Below are 22,446 nucleotides of genomic sequence, written 5' to 3'. Positions count from 1 at the left end.
TTACCGGGATCGGCACACCGAGGAACCACAAGAGTAATGAGCGCATGGGAATTCTCCTTCAATCAGCGAACAGGGGTGGTCAGGTAGGCGTCGGTTTCGAGGTACACCACTGCATCCCGGCGGCGACCGCCAAAGGTGGCGGCCAGGCTGGCGAAGAAAGCACCGCACAGCAGGGCGACAAACATCCACAGCGAGGTCCAGGCGGCGACTTTGGTCGCGGTGTCAGCGGCCTGCTTGGCGGCCAGCTTGGCTTCATCCACGGCCGCACGGGTCTTGGCGAACACCTCGTCCACCCGACGCTCGGCATCGGCCTGGGTCAGGTTGGTGCGCTGCGCCACCAGTTGCGCCAGGTAGCTGCGATCCTCGGGAGCCAACTGCCCGTCGTTGCCCAAGGTGCGGACGAAGATCCGGGTCACGGTGCCACGGGCGGCGTCATCGCTGACGGCCACGGGACGATCATCGCGGAACAGGCTGTCGACGAAATAGCCATAGTCATCGCCACTGGTTTTGCTGGCGGCACTGCCGGCTGCCTGAGTGGCCGCACTGACCGCTCCTGAAGCCACGCTGGCACCGGCCTGCACGCCACCGCTGACGATGCTGCTGACCGAACCGACCACCAGGGTCGCGGTCACCAGCGTCGCCACGGCCCAGGCCAGGAAACCATGGGCGGTGTCGCGGAAGTAGACCTCGTCACCGTGCATGTTGGCCCACTTCACCCGCAGGCGACCAGCGATGTAGCCACCCAGGCCCGAGGCGAGGATCTGGGTCAACGCCAGCCAGACAATCGTGGAGATCCCCAGGCCCTTGGCACTGATGCCATGGTTGGCCCAGGGCGACACGGCCGAAAAGCCCAGGCCGAAGCCCAGCAGGATCAGAATCAGCGACAAGGCCGCAGCGGCCGCCGCACCGGCGAATATCGCGCCCCAGGACACACCCGAGCGGCTGCTCGACTCATCCACGGCAGGCAGATAGGTATCAGAGGATCTATTCATTGTTGTTCGGCTCCAGGCAGAAAAATGGTGTTACATGTCTCGAAGGGAGAATTGCAGCCACCGTGCCAACCGCATCAACAAATAAAATCCTTTAAAAACAAAAACCTATAAAACAAAAGCTTGGCCAGCACCGTGCAATTTGCCGACCGCTGCATTTACCGGCGGGCGTTCTGCACGGTGCCGTCCATTCATTTGGTGCGGTAGTAGAGATAGACATCGCGCAGCTTGCACCAGGCCAGCCACAGTATCAGCGCCAGGAACCAAAGCATCAGCAACAGGCTGCTCAGGGCGGTGGCTGGAGGGAGGTCCATGAACACCAGAATGCCGATCAGCATGGCGCCGTAGGCGGAGCGGCGAAAGTTGAACTTCAACAGCAACGCCGGCAGCAAGACGGCGGCCACGGTTGTGAAGAGGATTTTCATGATCAGGGTGATCAGCATCCTCTGGCCGATCGAGCTGCTCAGGTGCACGTGCTTCACGATGTAGGGCAGGAGCAACGAGAGGTGCACCGCCGCATTCAGTACCAGGCACACCAGCAACAACAACCCGAGACTTTTGATCCATGGCCACACTTTCATCGGTTCAACCTTGAACGAGAGAAAAAAACCCGCGAATCATAACAGCCCCCCGCTGGCCGGGATGAACAGTCAGATGTACGCACGGTGTTGCGGATGGCCAGCGTCCGAATGCGGCCCGAGCCTGCGGCGGCTAGAGTGTCTTTGGCGCGTTGAGCTGGGCGGTAGCGGCAAGGGCCGTGCTGCCAACATGAAAGTTTTTTTAGGAACCTGGGCGCCGTTTCTTGGCAAAATGCCGGCCTGTGTCATGAATTCCTTATCAGGTAAGCCCAATGACCCGCATTCTGACCATCGAAGACGATGCCGTAACCGCCCGCGAGATCGTGGCCGAACTGAGCAGCCACGGGCTCGACGTGGATTGGGTCGACAACGGCCGCGAAGGCCTGGTGCGCGCGGTCAGCGGCGACTACGACCTGATCACCCTGGACCGCATGCTGCCCGAGCTCGACGGCCTGGCCATCGTCACCACCCTGCGCACCATTGGCGTGTCGACGCCGATCCTGATGATCAGCGCCCTCTCCGATGTCGACGAACGGGTACGCGGCCTGCGCGCCGGCGGCGATGACTACCTGACCAAACCCTTCGCCTCGGACGAAATGGCGGCCCGGGTCGAAGTCCTGCTGCGGCGCAAAAGCACGGTTCGCGAGTTCGAAACCTGCCTGCGGGTGGCCGACCTGGAGCTGAACCTGATCAGCCGCGAAGCCACCCGTGCCGAGCAACTGCTGAGCCTGCTGCCCACCGAATACAAACTGCTGGAATTCCTGATGCGCAACACCGGGCAGATTCTGTCGCGGATGATGATTTTCGAAGAGGTCTGGGGCTATCACTTCGACCCCGGCACCAACCTGATCGACGTGCACATCGGCCGCCTGCGCAAAAAGATCGATCCGCCCGGCATGACTCCGCTGATCCGCACCGTGCGAGGTTCGGGCTATGTCATTGCTGAACCCCTCTAAGGGCTGGCGCTCCTCCAGCAGCCGCCTGCTGGCGCTCTACAGTACGCTGTTCGTGGCCTGGAGCTGCCTGCTGCTGGGAGTCATGTACTACGAAGTCTCCGGCTACCTGGAAACCCTGGCCAAGCATTCGCTGATGCAGCGCCAGCATCTGTTTTCGCGTTTCCAGGGCGAGCAGTTGGTGGAGGCCCTGACCACCAGCATGACCTTCGACATGCGCGCCATCGACGCCTATGGCCTGTTCGACGAACAGCGCGGGCACTTGAGCGGGCCGATCCGCGAGATCCCCGACGACCTGCCCCTGGATGGGCAGATCCACGAACTCAAGGGCTGCATCGACTCCGACGACCCCGACCTGCCCCGCGACAGCTGCGATGCGGTGGCCACCCATACCCAGGACGGCCGCTGGCTGATCCTGGTGCGCGACAACGGCTCGTTGTTCGCGGTGAACCGGATCATCCTCCATGCGCTGCTCTGGGGCGTGTCGCTGACCATCATTCCCGGCGTCGCCGGCTGGCACCTGCTGCGGCGCCGTCCGCTACGCCGGATCCGCCAATTGCAGGCCAGCGCCGAAGCCATAGTCGCCGGCGACCTGACCCACCGCCTGCCCCTGTCCAACCGTCGCGACGAACTGGACATGCTGGCCGCCATCGTCAACGCCATGCTCGAACGCATCGAGCGCCTGATGCATGAGGTCAAAGGCGTGTGCGACAACATCGCCCATGACCTGCGCACCCCGCTGACCCGCCTGCGCGCCCAGCTGTACCGGATTCAGCAGCAGGCCGCCGACGGCTCGCCCGAGGCGTTGCAGATGGATCAGGTGCTGGCCGAGACCGATACGCTGATGGCGCGCTTTCGCGGGTTGCTGCGGATTTCCGAGCTGGAGGATCAGCAACGCCGATCCGGGTTCCTGGTGCTGGACCCGGTGCCGCTGCTGCATGAACTGCACGACTTCTACCTGCCACTGGCCGAAGAAGGCCAACTGACCCTGACCCTCGACGTGCCCGACAGCCTGCCCCGGCTGACCGGCGACCGCGCCCTGCTGTTCGAGGCGCTGGCCAACCTGCTGAGCAATTCGATCAAATTCACCCCGCCGGGAGGTGAGGTGATCCTGCGTGGCCTCGACGACAGCGGCAGCCCGCGGCTGGAGGTGCTCGACTCCGGCCCGGGTATTCCCCAGGCGGAGCGCAGCGCGGTGTTCCGGCGGTTCTACCGGGTCGACGACAGCAACACCCACGGCGGTTTCGGCCTTGGGCTGTCGATCGTCGCGGCCATCGTCAACCTGCACGGCTTCAAACTCGAAGTCGGCAGCAGCGAACGCGGCGGTGCCCGCCTGTCCCTGGACTGCCGCCCCAGCCTGATTGCCGACAACTGATGCGCCAGGGCCGCCCTCGCCCTGCCGAGACTGGTCGTACCTAGACCGGCCGTACCAGACTGGCCGTACCTAAACACCAGCAGCCTCGCGCCGGGCTACAGGGTGCCGTCTTCGCTGGCACTGGCCGGGACGGGGCGCTGGCCGAGGTGGTTGCTGTTCAGCTCGTAGCGCAACTCCTCGATCAGCGCGGCCACTTGCTCGGCGGTTCTCAGGTTCTGCACCTTGAGACCGCTGACCACCAGGTCGACACGGCCGCTGTCGCGGTCGTACAAACGCACGGTCAGCGAGGCTTCGCCATTGAGGCTGCAATCACAGGCCAGGGGCTGGAAATTGAGTTCCAGCTGCGCGCGCAACTGGCTGAGGCTGGTCATGTTCGACAACCTCAACGGCGCCGCAACAGCAGGCCGGCGAGAATGCCGAGCCCGGCCATGATGGCGAGGGTCGCCAGGGGTTTTTTCCGGACAAAATCCGTCGCATTGTCCAGCGCCTCGCCATAGCTTTGCTGCATCTGGCCCGCGACCTGGCGCGTTGCGCCTGCGGCCCGCATCTGCGGATCGTCCATCAGTTCACCGACCGCGCCCTGGGCCTTGCCCGCGAGCTTGTCCACTGCACCTTTGATCTGTTCGCTGCGCATCTTGCATTCCTTTCACTGTGAGAGGGGCAATGCCCGGGGACATCGCTGACTGACAGACTAAGAAACGCCGACCCGCCGCAGAAGCTCAATTTGCACCGGGCGAACTAGTGCATTTGCACCGGCCGCCTAGCCCTTGCGCCGCCGCTCTCCGGCGAACAACCCGCGTTCGCGGGCCCAGACAATCGCCTCGCTGCGGCTGTGCACCGCGAGCTTGGAGTACACCGTGGCCACGTGATTGCGCACGGTGTTGGGCGCCAGGTTCAGGCGCGCGGCGATCTCCTTGTCGGCCAGGCCTTCGCAGATCAGCCCCAGCACATCGCGCTCGCGAGCCGTGAGGTCGGTGAAGGAAGCGCTGGCCCGCTGCGCCGGGCTGGTGCTTTTCATATTGGCCAGTTTTTCGATCAGGGTCTGGCTGAACCAGGAGGCGTCCTGCATCACCTCTTCGATCGCCGCGACCAGTTCCAGCTCGGTGCGCTTGCGCTCGGTGATGTCCATCATCACCAGCAGGTAGCACGGGCTGTCCTGGATAATCACGGTGTCGGCCGAGACCACGCAGTCGATCAGCTCCGCGCCTTTCCTGCGCACCTTGAGCTCCAGCCCGGCAACGCTGCCGGCCTTTTCCAGGGCCGCGAACAGCTCGGCGCAGGCCTCCCTGCCCTCGATAAAACCGATCTCGTCCACGGTCTTGCCCAACAGTTCTTCACTGGGGTAACCGCTGGTGTCGAGAAAGGCTTCGTTGACATCCACCACCCGCTGACTGTCGGCGCTGCAGACCAGGGTCGGCACCGGCGTCAGGCGGAACGACTTGGCGAAGCGCTCCTCGCTCTGGCGCAGCGCCACTTCGGCCTTGCGCCGTGGTTCCAGGTCCATGAAGGAAAACAGCATGCAGTCTTCGTCGTTGATATCCAGCGGTTGCCCGGCCACGATCACCAGCTTGCTGCCGCCTTCGGGCAGGCGCAGCTCGGCCTGCATCTGCGGGATGGTCGCGCCCTGGTTCAGGCGTTCGATGGCCAGGTCCTTGTTGTCGGCGTCTTCCAGCACATCCAGCTGGTACACGGAGCGTCCGATCACCTGTTCGCGGGCGTAGCCGGTCATTTCCAGGAAGCCCTGGTTGACCTTGATATAGCGCAAGTCGCTGAGGCGGCAGATCACCGCCGGCGCCGGGTTGGCATTGAAGGTTTTTTCAAAGCGCTGCTCGGCGCTGGCCCAGTCGGTGGCATCGCTGAGGATCAGCACCAGCGACTCCGGCGCCCCGCTACGGTCGGTGAGGATCATGCTGCGGATGCGATGCACCCAGTACCGCTCCTCGCCATCGATCTCGGTCCTGACCTCCACCACCACATCGTTGAACGTCTCACCGGCGGCCACCCGGTTGATCGGGTAACTGTCTGCCGCCACCGGGTGGTTGTTGCGATAGCGCAGGGCAAAACGTTCGGCATATTCGGCGGCATTGGCCCCCAGTTGCCTGACGTCGCTGACCCCGTGCATGGCCAGGGCGGCCTGGTTGGCCCAGAGAATGGTCTGGTCGACCTCGATCAGAATCACCCCATCGGACAAACCGGAAATAATCTGCTGCAACTGGCGTCGGTTGGTTTCGGTGGCAAGTACGGCTTGGCTCATAAGGGTTGTCTCCGGAGGTAAGCGGCGCGACGTCAGGGCGGGCCGGGACAGGATGCAAGATACGACCACAGCCCAACGCCATCGTGCCCAAAAACCCGCAGCCTGTAGCGGCTGCCGGCTGCGCTGGCTCTGCTAGGTGCCGTGGGGTGTCAGGTGCAACGGCTACGCCGGAGGCAGCCCCAGGGCTTTCAGGCGGCGGTAGAGGGTGCGTTCGCTCAGGCCCAGGCTGCGGGCCAGTTCGCTGCGCGGGCCGTCGAAGACTTCCAGGGCGTGGGCCAGGCGTTCCAGGTCCTGGCTGCGGCGTCGGCGGCTGATGGCTTCAGAGGGGGCCGGGGGCGGCGCAAGGGTGTCGGCGCGCAGTTCGCCGGGCAGGTCCTGGACGCGGATCACCCCGTCATCGCTGAACAGGCTCGCGCGCTCCAGGATATTGCGCAGCTCGCGGATATTGCCCGGGTAGGCGTACACCCGCAGGCGCTCCATGGCCTGGGCGTCGACCCGTGGCGCCGCCCCCGGGGCCAGGCGTTGCAGCAGGCTGTCGATCAGCAGCGGCAGGTCATCCCGACGCTCGCGCAGGGCCGGCAGGCGAATCGGAAAGGCGCTGATGCGGTAATACAGGTCCTGGCGAAAGGTCCCGGCGGCCACCATGTCCTTGAGCGGCTTGTGGGTCGCCGCCACCAGGCGAAAGTCCGAATGCACGGTGCGCAAACTGCCTACCGGACGGAAGCTGCCGGACTCGATCAGCCGCAGCAACTTGACCTGCATCGCCAGCGGCACCTCACCGATTTCATCGAGGAACAAGGTCCCGCCATGGGCCGCTTCGGCCAGGCCGATCTTGCGCTGCAAGGCCCCGGTGAACGCGCCCTTCTCATAGCCGAACAGCTCGCTCTCGAGCAACGATTCGGTGAGCCCGGTGCAGTCGACCACCACCAGCGGCCCACTGGCGCGCGGGCTGCCGTCATGCAGGGCACGGGCGAACAGCTCTTTGCCGGTGCCCGACTCGCCCTGCAGCAACACCGGGATCGGCGCCGGCGCCGCCCGCAGCAACGCGCTCAAGGCCTCGTTGAAAGCCGGCGAACGCCCCACCAGCCCCTTGCGCTGGGGTTGCACCGAAGCCACGGCCAACGAGTTGAGGCGCTCGACATAGGCCTCCACCGCCCCGCTCTCACCGATGATCGGCCGCAACTCCACCTCCACGTGCTCCGGGCCCCGTGGCGTGTGGTGCACGTGCAACATGCGCTCCGGCACCCGGCTGTCGTGGGCCTTGCGCATCGGGCAATGTTCGCCGGCCTGATCGCAGGGCACGGCGAACTGATGGGACACCCGGTAGCACTTGGCGCCGACATGGGGCCGGCCCTCGACGCCGAACTGGCGCTGGTAGGCGGTATTGGCGGCAATGATGTTGTACTGGGTGTCGAGCACGATGGTCGGCTGCGGATCGTGCTCCAGGTAGGACACCAGGGCCGACATCCGGCTGCTGGCGAGGTCGCGGGGCGAGGTGGACATGGCAACTCCTGCGGGGGTGCGGCAGCTTAAAACACCGGGGCGGTTTCTGCCACTTGCTGCCATCGACTGCCACCTAACTGCCAAAATAACTGGCAGCGACAGCTCGAAGCACCCCCCGTCTATGCTGCAAGCCATTGAATTGAATGAAACGGCGTGCCCACTCGGCCCTGGACGTTGGCACGTTTATTGACACCCCAAGGGACGACTGCCCGTTCCGGCCGGCGTCACTTCATCGTCTGGAGAGCAGCATGATCATCGGCACCACCTTGCGTGTAGAAGCCTTTTTCGACCGCGACACCTGGACCATCAGCTACCTGGTGATGGACCAGACGACCCGGCGCTGCGCCTTGATCGACAGCGTGCTCGACTACGACCCCAAGTCCGGGCGCACCCGCACCGAATCCGCCGACCGCCTGATCGAGCGGGTCCGCGAACTGGACGCCGAGGTCGAGTGGATCCTGGAAACCCACGTCCACGCCGACCACCTGTCTGCCGCCGCCTACCTCAAGCAGCGCCTGGGGGCCAAGGTCGCCATCGGCCAGCACATCACCCAGGTGCAGAAGGTGTTCGCCAGCCTGTTCAACGAGGGCCCGGCGTTCGCCCGCGATGGCAGCCAGTTCGACGTGCTGCTGGCCGACGGCGCCGAGTTCGCCATCGGCGGCCTCAGCGCCCGCGCCCTGCACACCCCGGGGCATACCCCGGCGTGCATGACCTACCTAGTGCAGGTCGGCGACGAGACCGTGGCCTTCGTTGGCGACACCTTGTTCATGCCCGACTACGGCACCGCCCGCTGCGACTTCCCCGGGGCCGATGCGCGGACCCTGTACCGCTCCATCGGCAAGATCCTCGCCCTCCCGCCGCAGACCCGCCTGTTCATGTGCCACGACTACCTGCCCAACGGCCGCGAGTTGCAGTACATGACCACCGTGGCCGAGCAGCGCGCGCACAACATCCATATCCACCAGGGCATCGATGAAGAGGCCTTTGTCAGGATGCGCGAGGCCCGCGACGCCACCCTCGACATGCCGGTGCTGATCCTGCCCTCGGTGCAAGTCAACATGCGCAGCGGCCAACTGCCGGAGCCCGAGGACAACGGTGTGCGCTACCTGAAGATCCCGCTCAATTCCCTATAACTATTCCACTCCCCACGGAGACCTTGCCATGCGCCCTATTTCCACCCTGCAGCGGGCCGTCGACGGCAGCCACCAGGTGCTGATCGTCGGCGGCGGTGCAGCGGGTATCGCCGCCGCGTCGAGCCTGATGGCGCGTGACGCACAGCTTGACGTGGCGATCATCGACCCCGCCCCGCAGCACTATTACCAGCCCGGCTGGACCCTGGTCGGCGCCGGGGTGTTCAGCGCCCAGTCCACGGTGCGCAGCATGGCCTCGCTGATCCCCAGAGGGGTCAAGTGGATCCAGGCAGCGGTCAGCACCTTCGAGCCCGAGGCCAATGCCCTGGTGCTGGACAACGGTCAGGTCCTGGCTTACGACCAGTTGATTGTGTGCCCCGGCCTGAAGCTCGACTGGGCCGCCATCGACGGTCTGAGCGCCACCCTGGGCAGCAATGGCGTGACCTCCAACTATCGCTACGACCTGGCGCCCTATACCTGGCAGCTGGTGCAGCAACTCAAACAGGGCCAGGCCCTGTTCACCCAGCCGCCGATGCCGATCAAATGCGCCGGCGCGCCGCAAAAAGCCATGTACCTGTCGTGCGACCACTGGCTGCGCAACGGCCATCTGCCACGGATCAATACCCGATTCATGAACGCCGGCGCGGTGCTGTTCGGGGTGCAGGACTACGTGCCGGCGCTGATGGAGTACGTGCACAAGTACGCGATCGACCTGGATTTCGGGCACAAGCTGGTGGCAGTGGACGGCCCCGCCCAGCGCGCAACCTTTGTCCGGACCCTGGCCGATGGCCGCCAGGAACACCTGGAGCGCCGCTTTGACCTGTTGCATGTGGTGCCGCCGCAGACCGCCCCGGACTTTATCCGCAGCAGCCCCCTGGCCGATGCCGCGGGCTGGGTCGATGTCGACCCCTACAGCCTGCGCCACACGGGTTTTGCCAATATCCACGGCCTGGGCGATGCCACCAACACCAGCAACGCCAAAACCGCGGCCGCCGCGCGCAAACAGGCGCCGGTGGTGGCCAACAACGTGCTGGTGGCCCTCAAGCGCCTGCAGCGCCTGGCGCAGTACGACGGCTATGGCTCCTGCCCGCTGACGGTGGAACGGGGCAAGATCGTCCTCGCCGAATTCACCTACGGCGGCAAACTCGCACCGAGCTTCGCCCCCTGGTTGCTGGACGGGCGCAAAGCAACACGCCGCGCCTGGTGGTTGAAGGAGCGGATCCTGCCGCCGCTGTATTGGCGCGGCATGCTCAAGGGCCATGAATGGCTGGCCCGTCCGACGCTGAACACGGACACCCCGCCGGCATGAATGAAGTGACCTTGATCGGCGCCGGCCTGGGGCTGGTGATTGGCGCGATCCTGGCCTTGACCGGGGCCGGTGGCGGGATTCTTGCGGTGCCGCTGCTGGTGTTCGGCCTGGGCCTGAGCATGGTCGAGGCGGCACCGGTCGGCCTGCTGGCGGTAGGCCTGGCGGCCAGCGTCGGCGCCCTGCTCGGCCTGCGCCAAGGCATCGTGCGCTACCGCGCGGCAGGGTTTGTCGCCGGCATCGGCATCCTGCTGACCCCGCTGGGGCTGTGGCTGGCCCATCGGCTGCCGAACGCACCGCTGGCACTGCTGTTTAGCCTGGTGCTGCTGTACGCCTGCGGGCGGATGTTGCTCAAGGCCAGCCGCGAACTGAAACACGGCCAGGCCGCACCGCGCCCGGCTTTTTTGCCCTGCGTGCTCAACCCGCAGCAAGGTCGCCTGCGCTGGACCCTGCCCTGCGCCCGCGCCCTGACGCTGACCGGGATGCTGTCGGGCTTGCTCTCGGGTTTGCTCGGGGTGGGCGGCGGGTTTGTGATCGTCCCGGCCCTGGGCCGCTACACCAACCTGGACAGCAAAAGCATCGTCGCCACCTCGCTGGCGGTGGTCGCCCTGGTGTCCCTGGGCAGCGTGGTGAGCGCCAGCGTCAGCGGGGTCATGCACTGGGCCGTGGGCGCGCCCTTTGCCCTGGGCGCAGTGGTGGGACTGGTACTGGGCCGACAAATGGCCAGCCATCTGGCCGGCCCGCGCCTGCAACAACTGTTCGCCATTACCGGCATGCTGGCGACGCTGCTGCTGGCTTCCGGAGCCCTGGGGCTGTTGCCCCATTGAGCCTATTTCGCCGACAAGCCGGCGCCTACCAGGGAAATATTGACCTCTGCCCCTCGGGCACGCAGCCGACGACTATGGCCTGAACCTGTATCCCCCAGTGGCCGTGGCCGCCCATATCAATGCCCAGGTCAAGGTGCAGGCTGCCGGGCGGCTGGAGGACGGGTTCGGCAGCCTGCGCAACTGAACAAGGGGCACGCGCCACCGCTCGGCTGCGGCCTGGGTGCTCACTCGACTCACCAGCACACGGAACAGCCCGCACACGCTTGCCGCCAGCTTCACCGCGCTTGCGTGTCCAGGGCATAAAACTCCTGCAGCTTGGCCTGCAGCAGTTTCTTGTCCGGCAGTTGGGTCCGGTACTCGGCAATCAACGCCGGCGAAAGCGAACGGTTGAGGGCATATTCCACCACCTCGTCGTCCTTGCTGGCACAGAGCAACACCGCCAAGGCTGGGTTTTCGTGGGGTTTGCGCACTTGGCGATCCAGGGCCTCCAGGTAGAAATCCAGCTTGCCCAGGTACTCCGGTTCGAAGCGCCCGACCTTGAGCTCAACGGCCACCAGGCAATTCAACCCTCGATGGAACAGCAGCAGATCCAGGGCAAAATCCCGCCCGCCAACCTGCAAGGGATAGCCCGACGCGACAAAGCAGAAGTCGCGCCCCATCTCGATCAGAAAATCCTTGAGCTGGCGCACCAGCCCCTGATGCAGATCGGCTTCGTCATGCCCCTGGGCCAGATCGAGAAACTCCACCATGTAGGCATCCTTGAAGACCTTCAGGGCCTCGGGATGAGTGCCTCTCAGCGCGGCCGAGACGCTTGCCGGGCGGGTCAGCGTGCGTTCGAACAGGGCCGATTTGATCTGCCGTTCCAGTTCTCGGGTCGACCACTGCTCCTGAAGTGCCATACGCAGATAAAACTCGCGCTCTTGCGCACATTGGCTTTGGGCAAGAATGATCAGGTTCTGGGTCCAGGGTAATTGTGTCAGCACTGCTGACACTTTCTCCTCCCCCCGATAAACCTCATAGAACTGACGCATGCGGAACAGGTTGCGCCGGGTAAACCCCCGCAGGCCCGGCTGTTGCCGCGCCAGGTAATCGGCCAAGTGCTGGACGACGCCATCCCCCCATTCCGCCGCCTCGATCTTGCGGCTGATATAGGCCCCGACCTGCCAATACAGTTCCACCAGTTCAGTATTCACCGCTCGCACCGCCCGCTGCCGCGCGGCGGCGATCATCTGCGCTACTTCGCCAAATGCCACGTCGGTGGAGGTCATTGCCGCTTCAGTCTCTTGATTCATAACGCACGCCCGGTTTCAGGACACAGGTCCCTATCATCCAGTGGTCCGCCATGAAGCTGTAGTCAGCCTTGTCTATTTCTACTGAGCGAAATGTCCTGATTTCGGCGACGCAATCAGACCTGTCAGCCCGGCATGCACGCAAAGTCATGGGTACTGGCCACCTGCTTGCCCTTGGCGTCATACAAGCGCGCCGACACCTCGCTCCCCAGGGACGATTCCACCAGTTTGTAATGCTCGCCGGCCTTGAAGGCGCTGTAGCTGATATGGCCGTCGCAGTCTTGCTGGTTGGCATCACCGATGCTCTCTTCAAACAGAGTCACGTCCAGGCGGTGGGCGCCGGGCTTGACCTGGAAATAACGCCCATCGTCGATCTTCTGCCCATCCACCCGCTCGGCCAGCAGGTCATTGGGCGCCTCTTCCTGCAGGCCGATCCAGGCCTCGCTGGGGTCGGGCTGGGGCATCGGCCCGGCGCACGCCGACAACAACGCCACCAGGCTCAACATCGGGATCAGCAACAACGGTCTACGGGACATCACTCACTACCTCATCAATCATGGGGGCCGGCACAAGCTGCGTCGGCTTCTGCGGCGCGCCTACAGGCAGCTGAAGTCCGCGCTATGGGCCAGCGGCCGGCCCTGGGCATCCATCAACACGGCGCTGACTTCCGGGCCCTGGCTCGACTCCAGCAACTGGTAATGCTCGCCCGCCTTGAAGCCCGAATAGTCCAGGCGTCCCTCGCATTCCGGCTGCGCCGAGTTGCCGTTGGCGCCTTGCAACAGCGCCATTTGCAGGCGGTGCGCGCCCGGGCTCACCTGAAAATAACGCCCATCCTCCAGGCGCTTGCCGTCGACGCTGTCGGCCAGCAGATCATTCGGCGACTCCTGGGCCAGCCCGATCCAGGCCTGGCTTGGATCGGCCTTGGGCAGCGGCCCGGCGCAGGCCGAAAGCAGGCCCACCAGGCCCAGCCCCGGCAGCAGCAACAGTGGTTTGAATGACATGGAGCAACCCCTCGCAAGTGAAAAAAACAGTGCCGGGACGAGCCGGATAACACGCCTCGCCGGATGCCTGTCCAGCTTGTGGGCGGGCCCTGCCCTGAACAAATGAATCCACATGAAAGGATTTTCAGGCCCCGCGTAAATCTTCCTTCATCTTCACGAAAGCCGCGTGTTAGGTGGGTCGCCGCAGTCTGCCGAGGTTTGCAATCCCACTCCCTCGGAGGTTTTCGGCATGCTCGGGCTGGTCAAGACCGCACTGCTCAAGCCCTACACGTTTATCGTGCTGGCAATTTTCATCTGCATCATCGGGCCCATGGCGGCCCTGCGTACGCCCACCGACGTGTTCCCCGATATCGGCATCCCGGTGGTGGCGGTGGTCTGGCAGTACAACGGCCTGTCGCCCGAGGCCATGGCCGGGCGGGTGATCTACACCTACGAGCGCTCCCTGAGCACCACGGTCAACGACATCGAGCACATCGAATCCCAGTCCCTGCCGGGCATGGGCATCGTCAAGATCTTCTTCCAGCCCGGGGTGGATATCCGCACCGCCAACGCCCAGGTGACAGCGGTGTCACAAACCGTGCTCAAGCAGATGCCGCCGGGCATCACCCCGCCGCTGATCCTCAATTACAGCGCCTCGACGGTGCCGATCCTGCAAATGGCGTTTTCCAGCCCGACCCTGTCGGAGGCGAAGATCCGCGACCTGGTGCAGAACAACATCCGCCTGCCCCTGAGCTCACTGCCCGGCCTGGCCATGCCCACGCCCATGGGCGGCAAGCAGCGCCAGATCACCCTCGACCTGGACCCGCAAGCCCTGGCGGCCAAGGGCCTGTCGGCGCAAGACGTGGGCAATGCCCTGGCGGCGCAGAACCAGATCATCCCGGTGGGCACCGCCAAGCTGGGGAGCAATGAATACACGGTGCTGCTGAACAACAGCCCGAAGGCCATCGACGAACTCAACGACCTGCCGATCAAGACCGTGGACGGCGCCCTGATCACCATCGGCCAGGTGGCCCATGTGCGCGACGGCTCGCCGCCGCAGACCAATATCGTGCGCGTGGATGGCCGGCGCGCCGTGCTGATGCCGGCCCTGAAGAACGGCACTATCTCGACCCTGTCGATTGTCGACGGCATTCGCGGGATGCTGCCGCGCATCAATGAAACCCTGCCGCCCTCGCTCAAGACTTCGCTGCTGGGGGACGCCTCGGTCTTCGTCAAACAGTCGGTGGGCAGCGTGGCCCGCGAAGGCATCATTGCCGCCCTGCTGACCAGCGCGATGATCCTGCTGTTTCTCGGCAGCTGGCGCTCGACCCTGATTATCGCCGCCTCAATTCCCCTGGCGGTGCTGGCGGCCATTGCCCTGCTGGCCCTCAGCGGCCAGACCCTGAATGTGATGACCCTGGGCGGCCTGGCCCTGGCGGTGGGGATCCTGGTGGACGACGCCACGGTGACCATCGAAAACATCAACTGGCACCTGGAACAGGGCAAAGCGGTCAAGGTGGCGATCCTCGACGGCGCCAGGCAGATCGTTGGCCCGGCCTTTGTTTCCCTGCTGTGCATCTGCATCGTCTTCGTGCCGATGTTCCTGCTGCAAGGCATCGCCGGCTACCTGTTCCGGCCCATGGCCCTGGCGGTGATTTTCGCCATGGCCAGCTCGTTCATCCTCTCGCGGACCCTGGTGCCGACCCTGGCCATGTACCTGCTCAAGCCCCATGTGCCGGAGGCCGGCCCCGGGCATCACCCGGAAGATGCCTTTATCAACCATCACGAAGGCGAGCAGCACGCCCAGCCGCACAATGCCCTGGTGCGTGCCCTGCTGGCCTTCCAGCAGGGTTTCGAGCGGCGGTTCTCCAGCGTGCGCGACACCTATCACGGCCTGCTGCACCTGGCCCTGGGCCGGCGCAAGGTGTTTATCCTCGGCTTCCTCGCCTGTGTGCTGGCCTCGTTCGCCCTGCTGCCGAGCCTGGGCCAGGACTTCTTCCCGGCCACCGACGCCGGTGCCCTGGCGGTGCATGTGCGGCTGCCCCTGGGCACGCGGATCGAGGAAAGCGCGGCGGCCTTCGACCGCATCGAAGGGCGGATCCGCGAGGTGATCCCGGCCGAGCAACTGGACAGCATCATCGACAACATCGGCATCCCCTTGAGCGGCATCGACATGGCCTATAGCAACAGCGGCACCATCGGCCCCCAGGACGGCGATATCCAGGTCACCCTCAAGCCCGGCCACGGCCCCACCGCCGACTACGTCAAACAGCTGCGCGAAGCCCTGCCGGAAAGCTTCCCCGGCAGCCACTTCGCCTTTTTGCCGGCGGACATCAGCAGCCAGATCCTCAACTTCGGCGCCCCGGCCCCGCTGGACGTGAAAGTCTCCGGGCCCGACGACGCGGCCAACCGCGCCTTCGCCCTGGAACTGGAGCGGCGCCTGCAACATGTGCCGGGCATTGCCGACCTGCGGATCCAGCAGTCCACCGGCTACCCGTCGCTGCAAGTCAAGGTCGACCGCCTGCGGGCCAATGGCCTGGGGATCACCGAGCGCGACGTGACCAACAGCATGGTGGCCTCCTTGGCTGGCAGTTCCCAGGTGGCGCCGACCTTCTGGCTCAACCCGAAAAACGGCGTGTCCTACTCCATCGTCGCCGCCACCCCGCAGTACCGCCTGGACAGCCTGCCGGCCCTGGAGGCGCTGCCGGTGACCGGCAGCAACGGCCAGTCGCAGATCCTCGGCGGCCTGGCGGATATCTCCCGGGTCGAGAGCCCGGCGGTGGTCAGCCACTACAACATCCAGCCCACACTGGATCTGTACGCCAACGTGCAGGGCCGCGACCTCGGCGCCGTGGCCCACGACATGCAAAAGGTCCTGGACGACGCCGCGGCCCTGCGGCCCAAGGGCGCCACGGTCAGCCTGCACGGGCAGATCGACGCCCTGCACGAGGCCTTCAGCGGCCTGAGCCTGGGCCTGCTGGGGGCGGTGGTGCTGATCTACCTGCTGATCGTGGTCAACTTCCAGTCCTGGGTCGATCCGTTCGTGATCATCACCGCGCTGCCGGCGGCCCTGGCCGGGATCGTGTGGATGCTGTTCTTGAGTGGCACCTCGCTGTCGGTGCCGGCCCTGACCGGCGCCATCCTGTGCATGGGGGTGGCCACCGCCAACTCGATCCTGGTAGTGAGTTTTTGCCGCGAGCGCCTGGCGGAACACGGCGACGCCCTCAAGGCCGCCCTGGAAGCCGGCTACACGCGCTTTCGCCCGGTGTGCATGACCGCCCTGGCGATGATCATCGGCATGCTGCCCCTGGCCCTGTCCGAGGAACAGAACGCGCCCCTGGGCCGCGCAGTGATCGGCGGGCTGATCCTCGCCACCGTGGCCACCCTGATCTTTGTCCCCGTGGTCTTCAGCCTGGTCCACGGCCGTCTCTCCCCATCCGCTGTTGCTGGAGAAAACACCCATGTCGCCTGAGCACACCCCTTCGCGCCAACGCCTGATGCTGCTGGGCATCGGCGGCCTGACCCTGGCCGCCCTGCTGGTGGCCAACGGTCTGGCCGCGCGCACCCGGCACGAGCAGGCCGTGACCGCCTGGACCGAAACCGCGGCCGTGCCGCAAGTGCTGGTATTGCAGCCGCAGCAGAATGTGCTCGGCGACACCCTGCGCCTGCCAGCGCACCTGGAAGCCTGGAGCAAGGCGCCGATCCACGCCCGGGTCAGCGGCTACCTGAAAGACTGGACCCAGGACATCGGGGCCAAGGTCAGCGCCGGCCAGGTGCTGGCCCATATCGACAGCCCCGACCTGGACCAGCAAGTGGCCCAGACCCGGGCGCGGATGATCCAGGAACAGGCCAATGCGCGGCTGGCACAGACCACCGCCGAGCGCTGGCAAAACCTGTTGGCCAGCCACTCGGTGTCACGCCAGGAGGCCGATGAAAAACGCTCCAACGCCGCAGCCGCCAAGGCCAATGCCGAAGCGGCCGGCGCCGACTATGCGCGGCTGTCGGCACTGGAAGACTACAAGACCATTCGCGCGCCGTTCGCCGGCACCATCACCGCGCGCCACACCGACATCGGCCAGTTGATCAAGGCCGACAACGACAGCGACCCGGAGCTGTTCGACCTGGCCGACACCCACAAACTGCGGCTGTATGTGCCGATCCCGCAGAACTACGCCAGCGTGATCCACCCCGGGCTGGTGGCCCAACTGACCGTGCCCGAGCACCCGGGCCAACACTTCAGCGCGCAGCTGGTGGGCGACTCCACCGCCATCGATCCGCGTTCCGGCACCCTGCTGGCGCAGTTTGTCGCGGCCAACCCCGAAGGCGCCCTGATGCCCGGCGACTATGCCGAGGCGACCCTGGCGATCCCGGCCGACACCCATGGTGTGAGCATTCCGGCCAGCGCGCTGATTTTCCGCGCCGCGGGCACCCAGGTGGCGCTGATCGACAGCGCCCGGCACGTGCATCTGCGCAGCATCCATATCGGCCTCGACCTCGGGGAACGCCTGGTGATCGACCAGGGCCTGACGCCCGCCGACCAGGTCATCGACAACCCTCCGGACGCCCTGCGTGAAGGCGACCTGGTGCAACTGGCAGACACCGGAGGTGCCCATGCACCCAAGGCTTAAACCCCTGACTGTGCTGTTGTTGCTGGGGTTGCACGGCTGCTCGCTGGCGCCCCACTACCAGGCGCCCGCCCTCGACCTGCCGGCGCAGTATCGCGAACAGAGCGCGGACGGGCCCTGGCACCCGGCCGCCATGCCCCAGGTCATTGCCGAACACTGGTGGCGGCTGTACCAGGACCCGCGTCTGGACGACCTGCAGCAGCGCCTGCTCAAGGCCAACCCGGACCTCGCCGCCGCCCTGGCCCACTACGACGGCGCCCAGGCCTATGCCAGCCAGCTGCATGCCGGATTGTTCCCGCAGATCAGCGCCAGTGCCCAACCCTTGCGCCAGCGTCAGTCCGACAGCCGACCGCTGCGGGGCAGCACCCAGCCGTCGATCTACAACAGCAACACGGCCGGGTTTTCCCTGAACTTCGACCTCGACCTGTGGGGGCGAATTCGCAATCAGGCCGCGGCCGGCGATGCCCAGGCCCAGGCTTCCGGCGATGACCTGGCGGCGGCGCGCCTGAGCCTGCAACAACAGTTGGCGAACCTCTACGTGCGGCTCGATGGCCTGGATGCCCAGAGCCAGATACTGAGCAGCTCCCTCGAAGACTACGCCCAGGCCCTGCAACTGACCCGCGACCGCTACCAGGGGCAGATCGCCTCGGAACTGGACCTGACCCGGGCCCAGAGCCAACTGGCCAGCGCCGAGGCCGAACGGGACGAAGTGCGGGCACAACGCAACCTCACCGAACACGCCATTGGCGAACTGGTGGGCGAGCCGGCCAGCACCTTCAGCCTCGCCCCCTCGACACAATGGCTAAGCCTGCCGGCCATTCCGGCGCAACTGCCCAGCACCTTGCTGCAACGAAGGCCGGACATCGCGGCGGCGGAACGCCGGGTGTATGCGGCCAATGCCGCTATCGGCGTGGCGCGCGCGGCGTGGTACCCGGACTTCAGCCTGACCGGGTTGCTCGGTGGCCAGACCCAGGGGGTGGGGAATCTGCTGGCGGCGGGCAATCGCTATTGGGCGTTGGGGCCGTTGGTCAACCTGCCGATTTTCGATGGCGGGCGGCTGAACGCCAATGAGCGGCAGGCCCATGCCGAGTTCGAAGAAGCTGCCGCCCATTACCGTGGGCAGGTGCTGCGGGCGGTGCGCGAGGTGGAGGATAACCTGGGGCAATTGCGGGATTTGCGTCAGGAGGCGCTGGATCAGCAGGCGGCTGTCAATGCTGCCCAGCACACGCAGTTGCTGGCCATGAACAGCTATCAGGCGGGGGCCGTCAGCTACCTGGATGTGGTGACGGCGCAGACCGCAGCCTTGCAGGCGCAACGGGGGTTGCAGGCGGTGCAGACGCGCGAGTTGCAGGCCAGTGTGGGGTTGGTGGTGGCGTTGGGTGGGGGGTGGAAAAGCGGCTGAAACCAGCAGGGGTTAGGTGTGCCGAGGAAGCTTTTTGTGGCTAGGGAGCTTGCTCCCGCTGGGCCGGCCGGGGCTCCGGGGCGCAGCGGTCGTAAAGCCTGAGTGCGCTATTTTTTGGGTGTACATATCCGTTGCTGCGGGGGTGGCGGCTATGGGTTCCGCCCTTACGGCGGGTCACTTTGGAAAAGCCCCAAAGTAACCAAAGGGCTCTTGCCCCACCACTCGGTGCCTCGCTTCGGCTCGGCATGCCCTCACTCCGGCATTGATCCGTGGGCCGCCGCGATGGGCCATCCTTGGCCCAGCGCGGCTAACCCGGCGTCCTGCCGGGTTGCCCACGGCTCACTGCCTGCGTTCGGCCATCGTGGTTTAACGGGGCGCTTAGATCAAAATCAAGAGCGAGACGGCGGCCCTCCGGCCGGCCTGGGCTGACACCTACGCGTCCCTCCTCCCTGAAATCACGGCGCCTTTACTGGCCAGCGCAGCCTCATGCCTCGGCAGCGGCTTGCGTGCCTTGCTTTTGCTTTGGCTGTTGACCTTGCTTTTGATCTTGATCCACCCGCCCCTTCGGCAGGCCGAGTGGAGGTGTTCATCAGGGGATTGGCGCGTAGCGCCCCTCGACGCAGTCGAGGACGTCGCTGGAAGCGATGCCCCCTGAGGGACGCCGGAACGAGGGAACCCGAGCGCAGCGAGGGCCGTACGCTCGGGGCGAGACTTTTGGGGTACTTTTGGGGCGTTTGCCAAAAGTACCTCGCCGTAAGGGCGAAACCCTAAGTAGCCGTTACCGCAGCAACGGATATGCCCCCAAACCACCGGAGAAGCCAGATCGACACAACCACTAAAACATCACGCTCAACACCCGGTTGCACCGCCCTAACAACCCCCCTATAGTTCGCCCTCGCGGCAAAATCCGCGAACGACCTTGGCCGGTCGAATATAGGAACGCATCAGCGTCCAAAACATCATTGCAGGCGCTTTTTTTGTGCCTGCAATTTTGTCTCATGGCGGCTGTGCGTGGGACACCTTCGGGTGTGCCGGTTTCCTATAGCCGGTCGGCCAACCCGCGTACAGCTGCCACCCTTAATTCGCTTGGCCGCGAAAGGTGGTAGCTCAATTTATAGGAGCTACACAGATGACTGACCATCACCCTTCCCATTTCACCCCCGTCGACACCCACGACACCGAACACCCAGTGTTCTACATCAACACCCAGGCCCCCCTGAGCGACCTCGCCAGCAGCGCCGCCCACCGCTTCACCGTAGTGCGCGACCTGATGGACAGCCTCTCCAGCCTGCCACTAAAAGACATCTCCGATTGCGACCTGACACGCATCACCCGCAGCGTGCACCTGCTAACCCGGGAAGGATGCGCAGTGCTGGAAGTCATTCAATGGCGAGCAACACAAGAAAGCTGACCCTCGATAAAACGCCCATCACGGCGCCTGTACCGACCAGCGCAACCTCCTACCTCGCCAGCGGCTACAGCGCGTATCAAAGCGCTTTAGGACTCCAGAGCTGCACCGCCCGCGCATCCACAGGCTTGGGCAAAAGTTTTTCCTGATAGAAAGCATCCGCAATTTTCTGCTGCTCGCCCAAGGCATCAGGTTTCACCACTTCCACCTTGTAAGTGCGCCGGCTGTTGGCCAGTTCCACAGTCGGCGCATCGAGGTTGCCCCACAGCGGCCCCAGCAATTTCGCCGCGTCCGCCGGGTGCGCCTTGACCCAGGTGCCAGTCTTCTGCAACTCGGCAAACACCTGGTTCAACACCTCGGGATGAGCCTTGGCGTAATCATTGGAAGCCAGGTAATACCGGCGATAACTGGCCAAACCCTGACCGTCGTGCAGCACCCGCGCGCCCTGCTGGCGTTCGGCGCTGGCGACGAAGGGTTCCCAGGTGACCCAGGCGTCGACCTTGTAGGTCTCCAGGGCCGCGCGGCCATCGGCCGGAGTCAGGTACACCGGTTGGATATCGGCGAAGGTCAGGCCAACGCTGCGCAGCGCGGCGATCAGCAGGTAATGGCTGCCCGCCGCCTTGGTCACGGCAATGCGCTTGCCCTTGAGTTCGGCCAGGGTCTTGAGGGTCGAGTCCTTGGGCACCACGATCGACTGCGCGGCCGGCGATGGGGTTTCGCTGGCGAAGTACGTCAGGTTGGCCCCCGCCGCCTGGGCGAATACCGGCACCGTGTCGGCAACGTCGGCGGAGATATCGACGTTGCCCACGTTCAGCGATTCCGCCAGGGGCAAGCCGCTGGTGAACTCATGCCAGGTGACAGTGACGCCCTGGGCCGCCAGTTGTTTTTCCAACGTGCCCTGGGCCTTGAGCACCGCCAACAAGGTCGAGGATTTCTGGTAACCGATGCGCAGGTCGCTATCGGCCTGAGCATTGAAAGCCATGCCCAGGGCCAGGCTGGCCAGAGCGGTGATCGACAAGCTACGACGCAATGCAAAGGGCAGACGCATGGGGCGGACCTTCTGGAGGACAGGAAAGTCGCTAAAAGCTAATCGATCTAACAAACAGGAAATAAATACTTTTTAGGCATTAGCTTAGCTTCGTGTGGCTGACCGACCCTAGCGATCACAGGGCGCCGAACCACCGAACTCGGTTTTCCGCAGGCAGAAAAAGCCGTTTTTCTTCAGGGTCAGCGGAGCCACGGCACAGGGCAGCACCGCCTGATTGACCTCGATCGACACGCGCTCGCCCTGCAGCTCGTGCGCGTCCAGCCGGAGCTCGCAGCTGCCGGCCTGGTTGCCGCCCGGGTAGCCGATGGTGTTGATCACCCGGTTGTCCAGCTTGATCACCAGGGGGTTCTGCGCCGCCGAACAGGCGGTGATGCTCGGGTAACTGGCCTTGATGCGCAGGTGGTTGTCATCGCCGGTGGCCGCAGGGACCAGGGGAATGAACAGCAGCGACATCAGATGGTGAGACGGGGCGGATGTGACCTTCACATAGAGTGGCTCGGGCCCGCAGGCCAGCTTGAACGAGGTGCCCTCGTCGTACTTGCCGGTGCTGGCGTCCTGCCAACCGCCGAGGCTGTCGGCCTTCCAGTCGTGGCCCCACTTGTAATCGATACAGCCCCCCAGGCTCAGGGCCAGGGTCAGACAAAGCGCCATCCTGTGCATAGTCAGCATCCAGTGCGAGAAATTTTGCCAGTGTACGGCAACCTGAAACTTGTCGCCGCTGCCGATCGCCACGGACCGCGTTCAGAGGCTGGTTGTCCGCGACACGCCGCTGTGTCCGG

The 22,446-nt window shown here is 65.0% G+C and carries 20 protein-coding genes; 9 read left to right on the top strand and 11 right to left on the bottom strand.

The window, feature by feature from the left end; genetic code table 11:
* Positions 1-62: 62 nt before the first annotated feature.
* Together CF161_RS30985 and CF161_RS30980 are read right to left on the bottom strand one after the other, a co-directional pair.
* A complete protein-coding gene (locus CF161_RS30985) occupies positions 63-992 on the bottom strand; it encodes a hypothetical protein (protein WP_020300589.1) in 930 nt (309 codons plus the stop codon).
* A gap of 188 nt (positions 993-1,180) precedes the next feature.
* A complete protein-coding gene (locus CF161_RS30980; RefSeq protein WP_020300588.1) occupies positions 1,181-1,570 on the bottom strand; it encodes a hypothetical protein in 390 nt (129 codons plus the stop codon).
* Positions 1,571-1,839: 269 nt separating this feature from the next.
* Between CF161_RS30980 and CF161_RS30975 the strand changes: the two genes are divergently transcribed.
* The gene (locus CF161_RS30975; RefSeq protein ID WP_020300587.1) at positions 1,840-2,523 is read left to right on the top strand and encodes a response regulator transcription factor; all 684 of its coding nucleotides are present in this window, start codon (positions 1,840-1,842) and stop codon (positions 2,521-2,523) included.
* Positions 2,501-3,895, top strand: coding sequence for a HAMP domain-containing sensor histidine kinase (locus CF161_RS30970; RefSeq protein ID WP_020300586.1), 1,395 nt, complete (start codon positions 2,501-2,503; stop codon positions 3,893-3,895). The genes CF161_RS30975 and CF161_RS30970 overlap by 23 nt, the downstream gene beginning before the upstream one ends.
* A 95-nt stretch (positions 3,896-3,990) precedes the next feature.
* Here the strand turns inward: CF161_RS30970 and CF161_RS30965 are convergent, their stop codons facing one another.
* The 4 genes from CF161_RS30965 to CF161_RS30950 all read right to left on the bottom strand — a co-directional run bounded on the left by CF161_RS30965 (position 3,991) and on the right by CF161_RS30950 (position 7,652).
* A complete protein-coding gene (locus CF161_RS30965) occupies positions 3,991-4,266 on the bottom strand; it encodes a DUF1652 domain-containing protein (protein ID WP_020300585.1) in 276 nt (91 codons plus the stop codon).
* 11 nt (positions 4,267-4,277) lie between these two features.
* Positions 4,278-4,529, bottom strand: a complete 252-nt coding sequence (locus CF161_RS30960; protein WP_020300584.1) for a CsbD family protein — start codon at positions 4,527-4,529, stop codon at positions 4,278-4,280.
* A 126-nt stretch (positions 4,530-4,655) separates the two neighbouring features.
* Complete coding sequence (locus CF161_RS30955; protein ID WP_020300583.1) at positions 4,656-6,149, bottom strand: helix-turn-helix transcriptional regulator; 1,494 nt, start codon at positions 6,147-6,149, stop codon at positions 4,656-4,658.
* A 162-nt stretch (positions 6,150-6,311) separates the two neighbouring features.
* Entirely contained in the window at positions 6,312-7,652 is a 1,341-nt protein-coding gene (locus tag CF161_RS30950) for a sigma-54-dependent Fis family transcriptional regulator (protein WP_020300582.1), read from the bottom strand.
* Between the two features lie 248 nt (positions 7,653-7,900).
* Between CF161_RS30950 and CF161_RS30945 the strand changes: the two genes are divergently transcribed.
* The 3 genes from CF161_RS30945 to CF161_RS30935 are packed head-to-tail and all read left to right on the top strand — an operon-like array spanning position 7,901 to position 10,915.
* On the top strand, positions 7,901-8,785 hold the full coding sequence (locus CF161_RS30945; protein WP_020300581.1) for an MBL fold metallo-hydrolase: 885 nt from the start codon (positions 7,901-7,903) through the stop codon (positions 8,783-8,785).
* Between the two features lie 28 nt (positions 8,786-8,813).
* A complete protein-coding gene (locus tag CF161_RS30940; RefSeq protein ID WP_020300580.1) occupies positions 8,814-10,091 on the top strand; it encodes an FAD/NAD(P)-binding oxidoreductase in 1,278 nt (425 codons plus the stop codon).
* Complete coding sequence (locus CF161_RS30935) at positions 10,088-10,915, top strand: sulfite exporter TauE/SafE family protein (RefSeq protein ID WP_020300579.1); 828 nt, start codon at positions 10,088-10,090, stop codon at positions 10,913-10,915. Before CF161_RS30940 ends, CF161_RS30935 begins: the two co-directional genes overlap by 4 nt.
* 275 nt (positions 10,916-11,190) lie before the next feature.
* On the opposite strand, the gene CF161_RS30930 is transcribed toward CF161_RS30935, so the two are convergent.
* The 3 genes from CF161_RS30930 to CF161_RS30920 form a co-directional block, all read right to left on the bottom strand.
* Positions 11,191-12,207, bottom strand: coding sequence for a YhcG family protein (locus tag CF161_RS30930; protein ID WP_043231002.1), 1,017 nt, complete (start codon positions 12,205-12,207; stop codon positions 11,191-11,193).
* Positions 12,208-12,329: 122 nt separating this feature from the next.
* Positions 12,330-12,740, bottom strand: coding sequence for a hypothetical protein (locus CF161_RS30925; protein WP_043230999.1), 411 nt, complete (start codon positions 12,738-12,740; stop codon positions 12,330-12,332).
* Between the two features lie 60 nt (positions 12,741-12,800).
* Positions 12,801-13,205, bottom strand: a complete 405-nt coding sequence (locus CF161_RS30920) for a hypothetical protein (RefSeq protein WP_020300576.1) — start codon at positions 13,203-13,205, stop codon at positions 12,801-12,803.
* A 229-nt stretch (positions 13,206-13,434) separates the two neighbouring features.
* Here CF161_RS30920 and CF161_RS30915 point away from each other — a divergent pair, with 229 nt between their 5' ends.
* The 4 genes from CF161_RS30915 to CF161_RS30900 all read left to right on the top strand — a co-directional run bounded on the left by CF161_RS30915 (position 13,435) and on the right by CF161_RS30900 (position 20,622).
* Complete coding sequence (locus CF161_RS30915; RefSeq protein WP_020300575.1) at positions 13,435-16,656, top strand: efflux RND transporter permease subunit; 3,222 nt, start codon at positions 13,435-13,437, stop codon at positions 16,654-16,656.
* Positions 16,646-17,812, top strand: a complete 1,167-nt coding sequence (locus CF161_RS30910; RefSeq protein ID WP_020300574.1) for an efflux RND transporter periplasmic adaptor subunit — start codon at positions 16,646-16,648, stop codon at positions 17,810-17,812. Before CF161_RS30915 ends, CF161_RS30910 begins: the two co-directional genes overlap by 11 nt.
* Positions 17,796-19,211, top strand: coding sequence for an efflux transporter outer membrane subunit (locus tag CF161_RS30905; RefSeq protein ID WP_043230996.1), 1,416 nt, complete (start codon positions 17,796-17,798; stop codon positions 19,209-19,211). Before CF161_RS30910 ends, CF161_RS30905 begins: the two co-directional genes overlap by 17 nt.
* 1,129 nt (positions 19,212-20,340) lie before the next feature.
* Positions 20,341-20,622, top strand: a complete 282-nt coding sequence (locus tag CF161_RS30900) for a hypothetical protein (protein ID WP_020300572.1) — start codon at positions 20,341-20,343, stop codon at positions 20,620-20,622.
* A gap of 76 nt (positions 20,623-20,698) precedes the next feature.
* On the opposite strand, the gene CF161_RS30895 is transcribed toward CF161_RS30900, so the two are convergent.
* Together CF161_RS30895 and CF161_RS30890 are read right to left on the bottom strand one after the other, a co-directional pair.
* Positions 20,699-21,667 (bottom strand): aliphatic sulfonate ABC transporter substrate-binding protein, encoded by a 969-nt coding sequence (locus CF161_RS30895; protein WP_020300571.1) that lies wholly within the window; start codon positions 21,665-21,667, stop codon positions 20,699-20,701.
* Between the two features lie 108 nt (positions 21,668-21,775).
* Positions 21,776-22,327 carry a hypothetical protein gene (locus CF161_RS30890; protein ID WP_256206972.1) on the bottom strand — a complete coding sequence of 184 codons (552 nt, stop codon included), beginning with the start codon at positions 22,325-22,327 and terminating at the stop codon, positions 21,776-21,778.
* Between the last annotated feature and the right edge of the window lie 119 nt (positions 22,328-22,446).

Source organism: Pseudomonas sp. CF161, from assembly GCF_000416215.1.
Taxonomy (GTDB): domain Bacteria; phylum Pseudomonadota; class Gammaproteobacteria; order Pseudomonadales; family Pseudomonadaceae; genus Aquipseudomonas.
This window is presented reverse-complemented; position numbering and strand designations above follow the sequence as displayed.

Bases quoted from the DNA above. Each gene is read 5' to 3' on its own strand.
- CF161_RS30890 (WP_256206972.1), bottom strand. From the start codon at position 22,327: ATGCACAGGATGGCGCTTTGTCTGACCCTGGCCCTGAGCCTGGGGGGC.
- CF161_RS30980 (WP_020300588.1), bottom strand. From the start codon at position 1,570: ATGAAAGTGTGGCCATGGATCAAAAGTCTCGGGTTGTTGTTGCTGGTG.
- CF161_RS30965 (WP_020300585.1), bottom strand. From the start codon at position 4,266: ATGACCAGCCTCAGCCAGTTGCGCGCGCAGCTGGAACTCAATTTCCAG.
- CF161_RS30905 (WP_043230996.1), top strand. From the start codon at position 17,796: ATGCACCCAAGGCTTAAACCCCTGACTGTGCTGTTGTTGCTGGGGTTG.
- CF161_RS30975 (WP_020300587.1), top strand. From the start codon at position 1,840: ATGACCCGCATTCTGACCATCGAAGACGATGCCGTAACCGCCCGCGAG.
- CF161_RS30955 (WP_020300583.1), bottom strand. From the start codon at position 6,149: ATGAGCCAAGCCGTACTTGCCACCGAAACCAACCGACGCCAGTTGCAG.
- CF161_RS30985 (WP_020300589.1), bottom strand. From the start codon at position 992: ATGAATAGATCCTCTGATACCTATCTGCCTGCCGTGGATGAGTCGAGC.
- CF161_RS30915 (WP_020300575.1), top strand. From the start codon at position 13,435: ATGCTCGGGCTGGTCAAGACCGCACTGCTCAAGCCCTACACGTTTATC.
- CF161_RS30925 (WP_043230999.1), bottom strand. From the start codon at position 12,740: ATGTCCCGTAGACCGTTGTTGCTGATCCCGATGTTGAGCCTGGTGGCG.
- CF161_RS30935 (WP_020300579.1), top strand. From the start codon at position 10,088: ATGAATGAAGTGACCTTGATCGGCGCCGGCCTGGGGCTGGTGATTGGC.
- CF161_RS30895 (WP_020300571.1), bottom strand. From the start codon at position 21,667: ATGCGTCTGCCCTTTGCATTGCGTCGTAGCTTGTCGATCACCGCTCTG.
- CF161_RS30945 (WP_020300581.1), top strand. From the start codon at position 7,901: ATGATCATCGGCACCACCTTGCGTGTAGAAGCCTTTTTCGACCGCGAC.
- CF161_RS30960 (WP_020300584.1), bottom strand. From the start codon at position 4,529: ATGCGCAGCGAACAGATCAAAGGTGCAGTGGACAAGCTCGCGGGCAAG.
- CF161_RS30900 (WP_020300572.1), top strand. From the start codon at position 20,341: ATGACTGACCATCACCCTTCCCATTTCACCCCCGTCGACACCCACGAC.
- CF161_RS30910 (WP_020300574.1), top strand. From the start codon at position 16,646: ATGTCGCCTGAGCACACCCCTTCGCGCCAACGCCTGATGCTGCTGGGC.
- CF161_RS30940 (WP_020300580.1), top strand. From the start codon at position 8,814: ATGCGCCCTATTTCCACCCTGCAGCGGGCCGTCGACGGCAGCCACCAG.
- CF161_RS30950 (WP_020300582.1), bottom strand. From the start codon at position 7,652: ATGTCCACCTCGCCCCGCGACCTCGCCAGCAGCCGGATGTCGGCCCTG.
- CF161_RS30970 (WP_020300586.1), top strand. From the start codon at position 2,501: ATGTCATTGCTGAACCCCTCTAAGGGCTGGCGCTCCTCCAGCAGCCGC.
- CF161_RS30920 (WP_020300576.1), bottom strand. From the start codon at position 13,205: ATGTCATTCAAACCACTGTTGCTGCTGCCGGGGCTGGGCCTGGTGGGC.
- CF161_RS30930 (WP_043231002.1), bottom strand. From the start codon at position 12,207: ATGAATCAAGAGACTGAAGCGGCAATGACCTCCACCGACGTGGCATTT.